Source organism: Mycobacterium sp. 1081908.1 (assembly GCF_001673535.1).
In the GTDB taxonomy this organism is placed as follows: domain Bacteria; phylum Actinomycetota; class Actinomycetes; order Mycobacteriales; family Mycobacteriaceae; genus Mycobacterium.
Genome location: NZ_LZLY01000068.1, coordinates 150,803 through 164,752 on the forward strand (window position 1 = coordinate 150,803; position 13,950 = coordinate 164,752).

A 13,950-nucleotide genomic window follows, 5' to 3' on the forward strand; every position below is an offset into this window, starting at 1 on the left:
CTTCGGGTGGGAATAGCCCGCACGGACGCGCGTTGGTAGCCGGCATGAAAGCTTTCACCGAAACCGAGCGTCAGGAGTTCCTCAGCGATAAGCACGTCGGTGTCCTGTCCGTCGCCGCCGACGGGCGGCCGCCGGCCAGCGTTCCGATCTGGTACGACTACACGCCCGGCGGCGACATCCGGATCATGACCGGGACCTCCAGCCGCAAGGCCAAGCTGATCGAGCGCGCGGGCGCGGTGACGCTGGTGGTCCAGCGCGAGGAGCCGCCGTATCAATACGTGGTAGTCGAGGGCACCGTCGTCGACACGACCACGCCCGCCCCCGCGGACGTGCAGGAAGCCATCGCCATCCGTTACCTCGGCGAGGAAGGCGGGCGTGCGTTCGTCCGCAGCATGGAGGGCGTCGAGGAGGTGCTCTTCACCATCCGGCCGGACAAGTGGTTGTCCGCCGACTTCACCGGCGACCTCTAGGCGAGCAGCTCCAGCGTCCCCAGCTCGCGGATGGCCCGACAGCCGCGGGTCAGCATGGCCAGCACCATGTCGTCGCCGCGCTCGGTGGCGGCGGCGAAGGCAAACCCGAGCGCCGAGATCAGCGGCGCCTGCAGCACGCCGAGACGGTAGTCGCGCCAGCATGTTTCGCGGTCGTAGCCGGTGACCCCGCCGCCCGTCAGCGCCCGGTGGTAGTCGGCGACGAGGTCTTCCTCGATGCTCGCGCGCAGCTGCGAATTCAGGCTTGTCGCGGTGAAATAGGCCAGATCCCTGGCCGGCAGGCCCACGCCGAGCGTCTGCCAGTCGACCACGCTGACCCGCGTCCGGTCGGGATCGAACAGCATGTTGTCCAGCCGATAGTCCCCATGCAGCAAGGCGAACCGGTCGTACTCGGTCAGTAGCCATGGCGCCACCAACCCCATTGCCGCGCTGAAGGTGTCCCGGTCTTCGGAGCTCATCCGACCGCCCAGCTTCTCGAGGGTGATATCGGCGCTCATCTTCGCCACCTCGCCCATGCCGTTGGCGCCCGCTTCGTCCGGCCGGCCGAACCCGATGCCTTGAAAATCCAGCCAGACCGGATCGCACCAGGTGGGCGCGTGCAGGCCGGCCAGGGCGGTAACCGCAAGGCGCGCTTCGGGTTCGCCGCAGCCGGCGAGCTGATCGCCCTGCACCGCCGGCGCCTGATCGGCGAGTAGCAGAGCGAAATCCATTGCGTCCTCGGTGATCTCGCAGTAATAGCACTCCGGCGTCGGCACCTGCACCCGATCGGCCACGGACGAGTAGAACGCGCATTCGCTGCGATAGCCGATGACAACCCTGTCGCGCACGGTGTCGTCCTGGGCCGGCAGCTTGATCACGAAGGTCCGCGGCAGGTCACCGGGATCCGCCGCATAACTGGCCGTCACCCGGTAGGTCGCGCCGGTCTGGCCGGTGCCGATGGCGACGACGTCGACGCCGGATACCTCGACGGGCGCGCGGCGTTCGCTGAGCACGCCCGACAACCATTCGGCGGTCACGTCGCCGGGGTACCGCGGAATCGACACCACAGCGCTCATGAGCAGGCCTCCAGCGGTCCGACCGTCAACTGACCGATCAACTGTAAGGCATACGGCAACAGCGGCGGTCAACCGCCGTGTCCTAATCGGCGCCGACGTGCCACTCCGCCGCCTCGCGCTGCTGGTGCCAGAATTCCTCGAAACGTCCGCCCGCGGTGAGCAGTTCGTCGACCGTGCCGTCCTCGATTATTCGGCCGTTGTCGACGAACAGGACCCGGTCGGCGTGTCGAATGCTCGCCAGTCGGTGCGCGACGATCACCCGGGTGCGCGCATTCCGGTCGGCGCTCAGCGCGTCGACGACCGCGGCCTCGTTTTCGGTGTCCAGGGCGCTGGTCGCCTCGTCGACCAGCAGCAACGGCGCGTCCTTAAGCAGGGCGCGCGCGATGCTCACGCGCTGCCGTTCGCCGCCGGAGAGCGCCGACCCCGCCTCTCCGACGACCGTTTCGGCGCCATCGGGCAGCCGGCCGGTGAGTTCGTCGACGCGCGCCAGCGCGACGGCGCGCGCGAATTGCTCGTCGCCGGCGGACGGGTTCCCGGCCAGGACGTTCTCGCGAATGGTGCCGTGGAACAGGTAGGGGTGTTGGAACACGACGCTGCTGGCCGCGCGGCGCGCCTCGGCGTCCAGGGTCGCGGCGTCCACGCCGTCGATGAGCACGCGGCCCCGCGTCGGCGCGTGCAGCCCGGCGATCAGCGCCAGGATGGTGCTCTTGCCCGAGCCCGACGGCCCGACGATCGCCGTCGTGGTGCCCGGCCGCAACGAGAAGCTCAGGCCGTCGAGCGCCGGCGCGCTCGATCCGTCGTAGGCGAAGGCGACGTCGTCGAACTCGATTCGCGGGGCCGAGGCGTGCCCGGGCAGCGTGGCGGCCCCGGCTGCCATGACCGGCGCGGTGAGCACGGATCGGATGCGGTCCAGCGTGGCGCGGGTGCTCTCGAGCGCCGGGGCCAGCTCGCTGATGGTGGTGAACGGCTCGAGGTAGCGGGCGATCACCACGATCAGCGCGATGGCCTCGGGCACGCTGAGGGTCCCGTTGACCGCCAGCGCCGTCGTCGTACCGGCCAGCAGGATGAGCGCCACCTGGCTGGCCAGGCTGAACAGCAGCTGGCCGGGAACCTGCATGGACAGCAGCCGCACCGTCGCCCCGCGTTGTGCGGCCAGCGCCTCGCCGACCAGGCTACGGGCGGGCTCCGCGCGCCGCGCGGCCCGCAGCGCCTGCTGGGTTCGGGCGAATTCGATGATCCGTTCGGTGAGCGCGGTGTTGGCCGCGGCGGCCGCGGTGTCGGCGCGGCGCGCCAGCCGCGCAGAGCCCCACAACGCGCCCAGCAACAACGGCACGCCGCCCAGCGCGGCGGCGCCGAGCTGCCAGGAAACCGGCAGCAACGCCAGCGCGATCGCCGCCGGCAGCAGGATCGCCGTGACCAGCGGCGTCAGCAGGTTGACCACCAGACCCACGAGTTCCGGGCCCGTCGCGGCGATGGCCTGCCGCGCGGTCGCGGTGTTTTCGGCGGTGAACCATTCCAGCCGGACGTCCGGAAGCCGGTCCGCCAGGTCGTGCTGGCTGTGGTCGAGCACGGCGAAACCAAGGTCCAGGCCGACGCGCGCGGTTGCGGTGTCGATCACCCAACCGGTCACGGTCGCGGCGGTGAGCCAGCCCAGCCACATCAGCGCGCGGTGCGGTTCGCCGCCGAACAGCGCGCCCACCAACGGGACCAGCAGCACCGTGCCCGCCGCCCGGATCACCACCGAGGTCAGCGCGAGCGCGGTGTAGGAAAACACCTTGCCGCGGCGCTCTTTCGGCACCAGCGCGATCCAGGTGCGGATCATCGCGCCGCCTCCCGGGACGCCGCCGCGGGCACCGCTTCGCCGTGGCCGGTGTCCCACAGTCGGCGGTAGCGTCCGTCGGCGGCGAGCAACTCGTCGTGGGTGCCGCGTTCGGCGATCCGGCCCTCGTCGAGCACGACGATCTGGTCGGCTCGGGTGATGGTGTGCAGGCGGTGGGCGATCACCAGCACCGTCCGCTCCCGGGTGAGCCGGTTGAGGGCTTGCTGCACAAGGTATTCCGATTCCGGGTCCGCGAATGCCGTGGCCTCGTCGAGGATCAGCACCGGGGTGTCGGCGAGGATGGCGCGCGCGATGGTGAGCCGTTGGCGTTCCCCGCCCGACAGCCCGCTGCCCGCACCCAGCACGGTGTCGTAGCCCTGCGGCAGTCGCAGGATGCGGTCGTGAATTTGGGCCTCGCGTGCCGCGGCCTCGATCTGCGCGGCGGTGGCATCGGGGACGGCCAGCGCGATGTTCTGCGCCACGGTCCCGTGCACGAGCTGGGTTTCCTGCAGGACGAAGCCGACTCGCGTGTAAAGTTCGTCGGCGGTCAGCGACCGAATATCCTGTCCGCCAACGCGTATCGCGCCCTGCTCGACGTCGTGGAATCGGGCCAGCAGCGCGGCCAGCGTCGACTTCCCCGAGCCCGACGGGCCAACCAGCGCGGTGACCGTGCCGGGCCGCAGCATCAGCGACACGTCCCGGATCACCGGAACGCCGGGGCGATAGCCGAAGCCGACGCGATCGAACACCACGGTCGCCGGCGAGTCGCTCTGGGGCGCTTCCTGCTCTCGCACGGCGAGTTCGGGTTCGTCGAGGGCGTTCTGCAGGCGCCGGGCGGCCAGCATTCCGGCGCGGATGCCACCGAGGCCGTAGGCGATGCCGAGCAGCCGTGCACCGAAGGTGGTGCCCAGCAACAAGAACGGCAACAGGTCGACCGGATCCATCCGCCCGCCCGCAATGAGCAGGGTGCCGGTCGCCGCGATGAGCCACAGGAACGTCGAGGGACGGGTCGCCAGATCCATCAGCGTCTTCTTGCCGGCGAGCGGACGCTGCCAGGCCACCAGGAACCCGACGTACTCGTCGAGGCGGCGCCGAAAGCTGGAGGCCGCGGCACCGCCGAAGACGCGAATGACCGGCTGCCCTTCGAGATACGCGCCGGCCTCCCCGCTCATCCGCTCCGCCCAGCGCTGCGACTGCGGGATGCGGGGCCCGGACTGGATCGTGATCGACGACGTCAGCACCAGATAGAACAGGACGGGCACGAACAGGACCAGCGCCACCCGCCAGTCGACGGCGAAGAGATAGACCAGCACCGCCACCGGCGCGACGACGGCGGCGACCGCGTCGGGGATGGCGTGGGTGACCAGGTAGTGCAACGCCAGCGTGTCGTCCTGCACCAGCTGCTTGATCGGCCCCGATCCGCGGGCGGTGAACCAGCCCAGCGGCACCCGGGACAACTTCGTCAACAGCCGTGAGCGCAGGTCGCCGGCGAAGCGGGCGTCGAGGACGTGCAGCCACAGCGTGAGCGCGGCGCCGAGCACGGTGCCGAGCCCCAGCAGCGAGACCGCCGCGATGCCCAGCGTCCACAGCCGCTGCTCCCCGGCGCCGGATACCAGCAACCGCGCCAACTCGCCCAGGAGCACGAACGGCGCCAGCTGCACCAGCGTGATCACCGCCTGCAGCGCGCCGGAAACGATCAGCGCCGGCCGCAGCGGCGCCAGCAACCGGCCCGCGCCCTGGGCGCGCCAGCTGCCGCGCGGCGCCGGCTTGAGCGCCAGTGGCGCTGGTTCCGGTTGTGGCACAACGGTTTCCAGCTCGTCGCCGCGGCTGGTGCCCATCGCCCGCCCGGCGCTCCAGTAGGCCTGGGCGTGAATCTCGGACTTGGGAAACCCGAACTCGTCGCGCAGCCGCGTCCGGACGTGCTTGAGCGTCGTCGCCTCGGGTGTGGCCCACGCGTACCAGTTCGACCAGTCCCGGCTCTCGATCGCCGCGGCCAGCGACTTCTCGTCACGGCGCGGCACCCAATGCACCCGCAGCCGGGGGTGTTTCGCGAGCGGGATCAACGTGTCGTTGTCGTCGTGCTGCTCGAGGTACACCTCGATCGGGACGTCGGCGGGGACGGTCCCCACGATCCCGTTGATCCCGGGGATCGATGCGGAGTCCCCGATCAGCAGGTAGCCGGCGGGCTGCTCGTCGGGCGCGTCGAAGCGCGACGAGCCCATCAGCGACATCACGGCGATCGTCGCGCCGGGTTGCACGGTTCGCGCCCACACCGACGCCGGTCCCGCCGGCTCGTGCAGGACGACGTCGACGGCGAAGCGGCCGGCGGCGACGTCCGCCTCTGAGATCGTGTACGCCCGCTGGAACTCGGTGCTCGATCCGTCGGGGTCGGGGAACCAGAACCGCAGCCACGCCGCGGGTTCGGCCTCCACCTCCTCGAACAGCGTGGGCGACTGCATCCGCACCCGCACGAAATGCGGTGCGACGCGGACGGTTTCGACGACGGTCGCGATATGGTCGCGGGCGCCGAAACTGCGCAGCATCACCCCCTGGAGGCCGCGCGCCATCAGCGGTCCGCCCTGACGACCTCTGTCTCAGCGCTCAGCGGCGGCCGGCCGCCCCGACGTGACGCAACCGAGTGCATTCAGCGACCCTCCGAGTAGGTAAGTTACCCACAAACTAAGGGTTGCCTTACCAAAGGTCAACCCGAGTCGCCTCGGCTATGTCACCCGCTCGCGCCCTCTTCGCGCGTCGAGATCGACGAAACCGTCGCCCCTCCTCGAACTTTTTCGCGGTGGCGTGGATCTGGGCGAGCCTCGGTCGATGTGTCGGCTAAGCAGCGGCCCCCCGCAACTCGCGCAGTGCGGTGCGCAGGCCGCACCGTTTGCCCGTCCCGGGATCGACGAAGCTTTCCCGCAGCCCCTCGCGGACGCGGAACTTCAGTTCCGAACGCGTCTCGCGGGCATCATCGGGCGTCGCCTGGAGGAGTTTGTCTGGCAGGGCGAGTTTGAGGATCGTCCAGAACGTCTGCAGGTATTGGCGGCCAAGGGATCCCGTGGTGTACGGCAGGTCGTACTTGTCACACAGCTCGCGCACCCGCACGGCGATCTCCGCGTAGCGGTTGCTCGGCAGGTCCGGGAAAAGATGGTGCTCGATCTGGTAGCACAGGTTGCCGCTGACGAAGGCCATCAGCGGTCCGGCGTTGAAGTTCGCCGATCCGAGCATCTGGCGCAGGTACCACTCGCCCTGGGTTTCGTTCTCGAACTCCTCGACGGTGAACTTTTCCGCGCCGTCGGGAAAGTGGCCGCAGAAGATCACCATGTACGCCCAGATGTTGCGGATCAGGTTGGCGGTCATATTGGCCTTGATGGTGCGCTTCCAGTTGCGCCCGCTCAGCGCGGGGAAGATCAGGTAGTCCTTGCCCTCCTGCCTGACGAGTTTCTTCATGATCACCCGCAGATCCTTCGCCGCCTCGGCCCAGCTCTTTTCCTTCTTGCGCAGCTTCGCCGATTCGATGTGGTGCAACGCGACGCCGTACTGGAAGAACGTGCCCAGCAGCATGTTGTAGATCGGGTTGCCGAGCATCCAGGGTTCCCACGGCTCGTCGCGGGTGACACGCATGATGCCGTAGCCCACGTCGGCGTCGAGGCCGACGACGTTCGTGTACTTGTGGTGGACGAAGTTGTGGGAGCGCTTCCACTGCACGCTCGGGCAGGTGGTGTCCCACTCCCATTCCGTCGAGTGGATCTCCGGATCATTCATCCAGTCCCACTGCCCGTGAATGATGTTGTGGCCCAGCTCCATGTTCTCGATGATTTTCGCCATGGCGAGCATTGCGGTGCCGGAGACCCATGCCAGCTTGTTGTGGCTGGCCAACAACGCAATTCGCCCGCCGGCGGCCAACCCGCGCTGCAGCTGAATGGACCGGCGAATGTAGCGGGCGTCGCGCTCACCGCGGGACTCCTCGATGTCGGCGCGGATGGCGTCCAGCTCGTGCGCGAGTTGCTCGATGTCCTCGGTGGTCAGGTGCGCGTATTCCTTGATATCGGTGATTGCCATCGGTTTCCCCTAGATCTTGATCGTGCAGTCTCCGGATGCCGTGGAGATGCAGGTTTGGATGCGGTCGCCCGCGCCGTGTTCGGTCCCCGACCGGAAGTCGCGCACGTGCCCTGATTCCAGCGGCAGCACGCACGTCTGGCAGATTCCCATCCGGCACCCGAACGGCATCTGGATACCAACCTGTTCGCCGGCCTCCATAATCGATGTGGCACCGTCGATTTCGACGGTCTTGTCGGATATGGCAAAGGTGACCGTTCCGCCTTCGCCGCCCTTGTCCGTGGCGGCGATGGTGAAGCGCTCCATGTGCAGCTGATCGCCACAACCCGCCTCTTTCCATGCCTCTTCGGCAGAGTCCAGTAGCGCGGACGGACCGCATACCCAGGCCGGGCGCTGCGTCCAGTCGCCGACGATATCGGCCAGGTGTGCGAAATCGAGGTGGCCGTGAGTTTCGGTGAGCTGCAGGTGAAGTCGATACCCGGGCTGAGTCTTTTCCAACTCGCGCAGCTCGTCGTGGAATATCACGTCGTCCGCCCTGGGCGCCGAGTGGATGTGCACGATGTCCGACTGTTGGCCGCGGGACTTGAGGGTGCGCAGCATCGCCATCACCGGGGTGATCCCGCTGCCCGCGGTGATGAACAGGATCTTCGCCGGCGGCGGGTCGGGCAGCGCGAAGTCTCCCTTGGGGGACTGGAGCCGCACGACGGTGCCGGGTTTGACGCCGTTGACAAGGTGGGTCGACAGAAAGCCCTCGGGGGTGGCCTTGACGGTAATGGTGATGTTCTTGCTGTCGCGGCGAGGGACCGACGTCAACGAGTAGGAGCGCCAGTGCCATCGGCCGTCGATCCGCAGGCCGATGCCGACGTACTGGCCCGGCTCGTAGCGTCCCGAAAACCCCCAACCGGGCTTGATCGTGACGGTCGCCGAGTCGGCGGTTTCAGGGCGCACGTCGACGATCTGGCCGCGCAACTCCCGCGCCGACCACAGTGGGTTGAGCAGCTTGAGGTAATCGTCGGGCAATAACGGGGTGGTCGCGCGGGCGGCCAGCCCACGCAACACATTGACCCAGGATCTGGCGGTCTGCACGCCTTTGGCGGGCGCGGTGCTCCAACGAGTGAGGCTACGAAGCGGAGAAGCCATAAGTCATTCCAGCGGTCTGATCGGGGTTTCACGTGGGCCGGTTGGCTCACGCTTCCCCATCGGCTTCCCGCCCGCCGCGTTCGATAAACACATGTTCGCTGACTTGAATAGCCGTCGCTTCCGGATATATCTCGAAAACGGCGTTGTACTGCACATTCAAGCTGCCGCGTACGGGTCTGCGGGCTGTTGAACACAGGACCAATTTGTGAACACGCGTAAGCCCTCTTACGGGGTTACGATCAGCTCCAAATCCGTTGAGACAAAGGTGTTTTCATGGCAGAGCCACCCACCTACCTCATCACGGGCGCCGGCGGCGGGGTGGCCGGCATGAGTCCGCAGGTGGTGACCCGGCTGCTCGGCCGGGGCGCCGCCGTCCGCGCGATGGTGCACCGCGACGACGCGCGCGCCGACGCGCTGCGCGCCCAGGGCGCCGAGGTGATCGCCGGGGACCTGACGAACCCGGTCGACGTCTTCGCGGCGATGTCGGGCATCACCCGGATGTTCTTCAACATGAGCGTCTCGCCCGATTACCTGCAGGCCACCACGGTGGTGTGCGTCGCGGCGCAAGAGCTCGGCGGCCTGGAAGTGTTGGTCAACATGTCGCAGATGACGGTCTCGCAGATGACCGCCACCAGCACCGAGGAATCCAAGCACCAACGCCTGCATTGGCTCGCCGAGCGCGTCATCAACTGGTCGGGCGTCCCGGCCGTGCACATCCGGCCGACCGTCCTGCTGGAGAACCCGCTCTTCGGGATGTTGGCGGCCCGCTCGATCCGGGAAACCGGCCAACTGTCGCTGCCTTTCGGAAGCGGGCGCACCTCACCCGTCGCCGCCGCCGACGTCGCCGACGTCATCACCGCGGTGCTGCTGGCGCCGCCGGATCACCTCGGTGCGGTCTACGAATTGACCGGCCCCGCAACACTTTCCGTCGACGAAATCGCCGAGCAGTACTCTCAGGCCCTAGACCGCCCCGTCACCGGCGTTCGGCCGTCCGACGACGAGTGGCTGCGCGAGCTCGCCGCGCTGGGAATGCCGCCGCACGTGGAGCAACACATCGCGACCATGGCGCGGCTGCACCGCGAGGACCGCTACAACCGGTCGACCGACGATGTCGAGCGCATCACCGGCCGTCCCGCGGAGACCGTGCGGCGCTACGTCGAACGGCACCGCGAGCTTTTCGGGTGATCACTCGCTGTCTAGGGACTTCGGACTCTTCGCTCGACGCCACAGAGACTTTGGTTAAACGTGGCTAAAGATGCCACGCTTGCCATCGGTGCGTTGAAGTGCGTTCTCGTGCTGGCCACTGCCGCATAAGGAGTCCAAGGGGGTATGGCCGTGCTGCTGCTGATTTTGAAGATCGCGCTGCTCGCATTCATCGTTGCAGGCGCCGCTGCCCTGATTACCCGTGGAATTCGGCGCTCACGCGCCAACAGATTAGACCCCCGATGGAAGGGGCCTAGCGGCCAACCTGGTTACGAAGCGCAGGCTTTCGGCGCTATGCCGAATACACCGCTTCCGGACTGGGCCTACGGGGACGACGAGCGCGACGGTGACGCGAAGCGATAGCGCGGCGCGCGACGCTCGACAACGCCAGTCAACAGCTGAGCGTGTTCACCACATCGGTGCGGGCGGAGGGACTCGAACCCTCAAGCTCTTCCGAGCAATGGCACCTAAAGCCATCATGTTTGCCAATTTCATCACGCCCGCGGCGGTGCCGATCGTACCGCGCGCCTCGACGAATTCGTCGGGCCCAAATCGTGAGCGGTACGGTCAAGTGGTGTCCACTACCCGCCGTCACAGGCCCGCGCTGATCGCGTTGGTGATCGTCGCGGCGTGCGGCTGCCTGGCCCTGGGCTGGTGGCAGTGGACCAGGTTTCAGTCGGTCTCGGGCACCTTCCAGAACCTTGGCTACGCGCTGCAATGGCCGCTGTTCGCGTGGTTCTGCGTCTACGCCTACCGCAAGTTCGTGCGCTACGAAGAGGAGCCACCGGAACCGCGGAGGAGCGGCGAGATGACCGAGATACCCGCCGGCCTGCTGCCCGAGCGGCCGGGGCCGGCGCAGCCGCCGCCCGACGACCCCGCGCTGCGGGAGTACAACGCCTACCTGGCCGAGCTCGCCCAGAAGGACGCCGAGAAGGAGAACAGGACCACCGCATGACCACACCCGAGACGCCCGGCGCGCCGGCGCCCGCCTTCCCCGTCGAGAAGATCCGCACCGCGCTGCTCGCCTATCGGGTGATGGCGTGGACCACGGGTCTGTGGCTCATCGCGCTGTGCTACGAGATCGTCTCGCACCTGGTGTTCCACCACGAGATCCGCTGGATCGAACTCGTGCACGGCTGGGTCTATTTCGCCTACGTGTTGGCGGCGTTCAACCTCGCGATCAAGGTCCGTTGGCCGATCGCCAAGACCATCGGCGTGCTGCTGTCGGGCACCATCCCGCTGCTCGGCATCATCGTCGAGCACTTCCAGACCAAGGCCGTCAAGGCGCGCTTCGGGCTTTAGCGGATCGAGGGTGCGGCTGGCCGCACGCTCGGCGCCGAACGTGCGGCCAGCTTCACGTTCGCGGCGCCGCCAAGTCGCGCAGCGCCGGCACCAGCAGCGCCAGCGCGCGACCGCGGTGCGACACCGCGTCCTTCTCCGCCGGGCTCAACTCCGCCGCGGTGCGGTCGCTGCCGTCGGGAATGAACACCGGGTCGTAGCCGAACCCGCCGTCGCCGCGGGGCTCCCGCGCGATGGAGCCGGGCCACTCGCCGCGGACGACGACTTCCCCCGACGCCGAGACCAGCGCGCAGGCCGACACAAACGCCGCGCCGCGCCGTTCGTCGGGAACGTCACGCAACTGCGCCAATAGCAGTGCGGTGTTGCCTGAGTCGTCGCCGTGGTTGCCCGACCACCGCGCCGACAGCACGCCGGGCATCCCGTTCAAGGCGGCCACCTCCAGGCCGGAGTCGTCGGCCACGCACGCCAGGCCCGTCGCGGCGAACCCATCCCGCGCCTTGGCCAGCGCGTTGTCCTCGAACGTCGCACCGGTTTCGGGCGCCTCGTCGAAGGGCGCCACCTCGTTTAGCGAAACCAACGTCAACCGCGACAGACCCGCGCCGTCGAGGAGGCGGCGCAGTTCGGCCAGCTTCTTGGGGTTACGGCTGGCGACCAGCAGGCGGGTCACCATCTTTTCCTAAACACGCGTCTGGGCCGTCGCCGATGCACCCCGGCCACCTTACGTACTGCGCGAACACGCCCCGCAGGGAATAGCCAGGGCGAGGAAGTCGCTCCGTCCAGAGTGAGTCAAAAACCCGATAACGAGACGCTCAAGGCGCTCAACAACAACATCACCGACGAGTTTCGCGCCAACGCCGGCAAGGTCGGCGGACGATTCGAAGGCAACGAGCTGTTGCTACTCACCACGAAGGGCGCGAAGTCCGGCGAACCGCGCGTCGCGCCGCTGGTGGTCTTCCGTATCGACGGCAAGCTGCTGATCGTCGCCGGTTACGGTGGCGCCGACGTCAACCCGGCGTGGGTGCACAACCTGCGTGCCAACCCGCGAGCGCGCGTAGAAGTCGCCACCGACTCGTTCGACGTCGTCGCGCACGAGCTCGACTCGTCCGAACGCGAGGCCATCATCCCCAAGATCAACGCGACCGTACCCGCGTTCGCGTTCGCCAACTACCAGTCAAAAACCACACGGACCATCCCCATATTCGAACTGCTGAAGGACGAGCCATGACGGTGGTAAACCGGGCCAGTTAGGCCGAAGTGCGGCCGGCGACCAAGCGGTGTGTCAGCTGCCGAACGCCTTCGTCGGCGCGGTTCCCTCGGGCAGCACCCCCGGATACGGCAGCTCCAGGGCCGAGCGCTGGGCGGCGAACAACTGGTCGCACGCCGCCAGCGCCACGTCGAGCAGCTTGTCCAGCGTCGAGCGCGGGAACGTCGCGCCCTCGCCGGTCCCTTGGACCTCGACCAGGGTTCCGGTGTCGGTGGCCACGACGTTCATGTCGACCTCGGCGCGCGAGTCCTCCTCGTAGGGCAGGTCGACCCGAATCCGGCCGTCCACGACGCCGACGCTGACCGCCGCGATGGCACACGACAGCGGCCGCGGGTCAGAAAGCTTGCCCGCCGCCGACAGGTAGGTCACCGCGTCGGCCAAGGCGATGTAGGCACCGGTGATGGCCGCGGTGCGGGTGCCGCCGTCGGCCTGCAACACGTCGCAGTCGACGGCAATCGTGTTCTCCCCCAACGCCCGAAGGTCGATGCAGGCCCGCAGCGACCGGCCGATCAGCCGGCTGATCTCCTGGGTGCGACCGCTCGGCCGGCCCTTCACCGATTCGCGGTCGGAGCGCGTGTGGGTGGCCGACGGCAGCATCGCGTATTCGGCGGTCAGCCACCCCAGCCCCGATCCCTTGCGCCAGCGCGGCACCCCCTCGGTCACGCTGGCGGTGCACATGACCTTGGTGTGGCCGAATTCGATCAGTACCGAACCCGCCGGGTGGTCGGTGAATCCGCGGGTGATGACGACGGGGCGAAGCTCGTCGTCGAGGCGGCCGTCTTCTCGTTTGGACACCCCGTAACCCTAGCCAACCCTGGGTGGTCAGACCCTTTCGGAGCGGCGGACGTCGAACGTCTCACCGCAGACCACCGCGTGCACGGGACCGTCGAACTCGGCCTTGGCCTCGCTGATGACGTCCTCCCGCGAAGTCCAGGGTGGGATGTGGGTCAGCAACAGCTCGTGCACGCCCGCCTGCCGGGCGACCCGGCCGGCCTCGGTGCCGGACATGTGCAGCGCGGGCGGGCGATCCGGCGCGTGCGTCCAGGAGGCCTCGCAGAGGAAGACGTCGGCGCCGCGGGCCAGTTCGATCAGCTGATCGCAGAGGCCGGTGTCGCCGCTGTAGACGAACGACGCGCCGCTGGGGTCGGTGATCCGCATGCCGTACGACTCGGTGGGGTGCGCCACCACACGCGGCGTCACCGTGACCGCGCCGAACGTCACCGGCTCGCCATCTACCCAATGGCGAACGTCGAAAATGTCGGAGCAGTCGTCGATCTCGCCACCGTAGGGCGACGACGCGGCGCCCAGTCGGGACCAGGTATCACCGGGGCCGTACAACAGCGCCTTCCCGAGCGGCTTCGACGGGTGGTAGCGGCGCCACACGAACAGGCCCGGCACGTCCAGGCAGTGATCCGCGTGCAAGTGCGACAGCAGCACGTGGACCGAACCGGGATCGGCGTAGCGCTGCAGCGCGCCCAAAACACCCCCGCCGAAGTCGAGTACCAACGGCGGGGTATCCGGTGCCCGAAGCAGATAACCCGATGCAGGCGAATCCGGACCGGTCACGCTGCCCGAGCAGCCGAGCACGGTTATTCGCACGGACACTACTGTGCCATGCCCGATGGG

At 68.1% G+C, this 13,950-nt stretch carries 14 protein-coding genes and 1 tRNA gene; 6 read left to right on the plus strand and 9 right to left on the minus strand.

Annotated elements, in window-relative coordinates; translation table 11 throughout:
* Nucleotides 1-44 precede the first annotated feature (44 nt).
* Nucleotides 45-470, plus strand: coding sequence for a pyridoxamine 5'-phosphate oxidase family protein (locus A5655_RS09955; protein WP_067008917.1), 426 nt, complete (start codon nt 45-47; stop codon nt 468-470).
* Here the strand turns inward: A5655_RS09955 and A5655_RS09960 are convergent.
* From A5655_RS09960 to A5655_RS09980, 5 genes are all read right to left on the minus strand, one after another.
* Nucleotides 467-1,543: a phosphotransferase family protein gene (locus A5655_RS09960; protein ID WP_067008920.1), complete on the minus strand. Its 1,077-nt coding sequence runs from the start codon at nt 1,541-1,543 to the stop codon at nt 467-469. The two genes, A5655_RS09955 and A5655_RS09960, sit on opposite strands and share 4 nt — an antisense overlap.
* An 82-nt stretch (nt 1,544-1,625) precedes the next feature.
* Nucleotides 1,626-3,365 carry an ABC transporter ATP-binding protein gene (locus tag A5655_RS09965; RefSeq protein ID WP_067009038.1) on the minus strand — a complete coding sequence of 580 codons (1,740 nt, stop codon included), beginning with the start codon at nt 3,363-3,365 and terminating at the stop codon, nt 1,626-1,628.
* Nucleotides 3,362-5,929, minus strand: coding sequence for an ABC transporter ATP-binding protein/permease (locus tag A5655_RS09970; protein ID WP_067008922.1), 2,568 nt, complete (start codon nt 5,927-5,929; stop codon nt 3,362-3,364). Before A5655_RS09970 ends, A5655_RS09965 begins: the two co-directional genes overlap by 4 nt.
* Nucleotides 5,930-6,194: 265 nt before the next feature.
* Nucleotides 6,195-7,421 (minus strand): fatty acid desaturase, encoded by a 1,227-nt coding sequence (locus A5655_RS09975; RefSeq protein WP_067008924.1) that lies wholly within the window; start codon nt 7,419-7,421, stop codon nt 6,195-6,197.
* A gap of 9 nt (nt 7,422-7,430) precedes the next feature.
* Nucleotides 7,431-8,558: a ferredoxin reductase gene (locus A5655_RS09980; RefSeq protein WP_067008928.1), complete on the minus strand. Its 1,128-nt coding sequence runs from the start codon at nt 8,556-8,558 to the stop codon at nt 7,431-7,433.
* A 273-nt stretch (nt 8,559-8,831) separates the two neighbouring features.
* Here A5655_RS09980 and A5655_RS09985 point away from each other — a divergent pair, with 273 nt between their 5' ends.
* Both A5655_RS09985 and A5655_RS27070 read left to right on the plus strand, forming a co-directional pair.
* Nucleotides 8,832-9,743: an NAD(P)H-binding protein gene (locus A5655_RS09985; RefSeq protein WP_067008931.1), complete on the plus strand. Its 912-nt coding sequence runs from the start codon at nt 8,832-8,834 to the stop codon at nt 9,741-9,743.
* Between the two features lie 144 nt (nt 9,744-9,887).
* Nucleotides 9,888-10,124: a hypothetical protein gene (locus A5655_RS27070; protein WP_082978581.1), complete on the plus strand. Its 237-nt coding sequence runs from the start codon at nt 9,888-9,890 to the stop codon at nt 10,122-10,124.
* 57 nt (nt 10,125-10,181) lie between these two features.
* On the opposite strand, the gene A5655_RS09990 is transcribed toward A5655_RS27070, so the two are convergent.
* Nucleotides 10,182-10,265: transfer RNA gene (locus A5655_RS09990), tRNA-Leu, on the minus strand.
* 70 nt (nt 10,266-10,335) lie between these two features.
* On the opposite strand from A5655_RS09990, the gene A5655_RS09995 reads away from it, so the two are divergent.
* Nucleotides 10,336-10,716: a hypothetical protein gene (locus A5655_RS09995; RefSeq protein ID WP_067009040.1), complete on the plus strand. Its 381-nt coding sequence runs from the start codon at nt 10,336-10,338 to the stop codon at nt 10,714-10,716.
* Nucleotides 10,713-11,063, plus strand: a complete 351-nt coding sequence (locus A5655_RS10000; RefSeq protein WP_067008934.1) for a DUF3817 domain-containing protein — start codon at nt 10,713-10,715, stop codon at nt 11,061-11,063. Before A5655_RS09995 ends, A5655_RS10000 begins: the two co-directional genes overlap by 4 nt.
* A gap of 52 nt (nt 11,064-11,115) precedes the next feature.
* Here the strand turns inward: A5655_RS10000 and rdgB are convergent, their stop codons facing one another.
* Complete coding sequence (gene rdgB / locus A5655_RS10005; RefSeq protein ID WP_067008937.1) at nt 11,116-11,730, minus strand: RdgB/HAM1 family non-canonical purine NTP pyrophosphatase; 615 nt, start codon at nt 11,728-11,730, stop codon at nt 11,116-11,118.
* Nucleotides 11,731-11,841: 111 nt separating this feature from the next.
* Here rdgB and A5655_RS10010 point away from each other — a divergent pair, with 111 nt between their 5' ends.
* Complete coding sequence (locus A5655_RS10010; protein ID WP_067008940.1) at nt 11,842-12,285, plus strand: nitroreductase family deazaflavin-dependent oxidoreductase; 444 nt, start codon at nt 11,842-11,844, stop codon at nt 12,283-12,285.
* A 54-nt stretch (nt 12,286-12,339) separates the two neighbouring features.
* Here the strand turns inward: A5655_RS10010 and rph are convergent, their stop codons facing one another.
* Complete coding sequence (gene rph, locus A5655_RS10015; RefSeq protein WP_067008943.1) at nt 12,340-13,119, minus strand: ribonuclease PH; 780 nt, start codon at nt 13,117-13,119, stop codon at nt 12,340-12,342.
* Between the two features lie 27 nt (nt 13,120-13,146).
* Nucleotides 13,147-13,929, minus strand: a complete 783-nt coding sequence (locus tag A5655_RS10020; protein WP_067008946.1) for a cyclic nucleotide-degrading phosphodiesterase — start codon at nt 13,927-13,929, stop codon at nt 13,147-13,149.
* Between the last annotated feature and the right edge of the window lie 21 nt (nt 13,930-13,950).

Coding starts and splice junctions, on each gene's coding strand:
- A5655_RS09955 (WP_067008917.1), top strand. CDS start 45: ATGAAAGCTTTCACCGAAACCGAGCGTCAGGAGTTCCTCAGCGATAAG.
- A5655_RS09960 (WP_067008920.1), bottom strand. CDS start 1,543: ATGAGCGCTGTGGTGTCGATTCCGCGGTACCCCGGCGACGTGACCGCC.
- A5655_RS09965 (WP_067009038.1), bottom strand. CDS start 3,365: ATGATCCGCACCTGGATCGCGCTGGTGCCGAAAGAGCGCCGCGGCAAG.
- A5655_RS09970 (WP_067008922.1), bottom strand. CDS start 5,929: ATGGCGCGCGGCCTCCAGGGGGTGATGCTGCGCAGTTTCGGCGCCCGC.
- A5655_RS09975 (WP_067008924.1), bottom strand. CDS start 7,421: ATGGCAATCACCGATATCAAGGAATACGCGCACCTGACCACCGAGGAC.
- A5655_RS09980 (WP_067008928.1), bottom strand. CDS start 8,558: ATGGCTTCTCCGCTTCGTAGCCTCACTCGTTGGAGCACCGCGCCCGCC.
- A5655_RS09985 (WP_067008931.1), top strand. CDS start 8,832: ATGGCAGAGCCACCCACCTACCTCATCACGGGCGCCGGCGGCGGGGTG.
- A5655_RS27070 (WP_082978581.1), top strand. CDS start 9,888: ATGGCCGTGCTGCTGCTGATTTTGAAGATCGCGCTGCTCGCATTCATC.
- A5655_RS10000 (WP_067008934.1), top strand. CDS start 10,713: ATGACCACACCCGAGACGCCCGGCGCGCCGGCGCCCGCCTTCCCCGTC.
- rdgB (WP_067008937.1), bottom strand. CDS start 11,730: ATGGTGACCCGCCTGCTGGTCGCCAGCCGTAACCCCAAGAAGCTGGCC.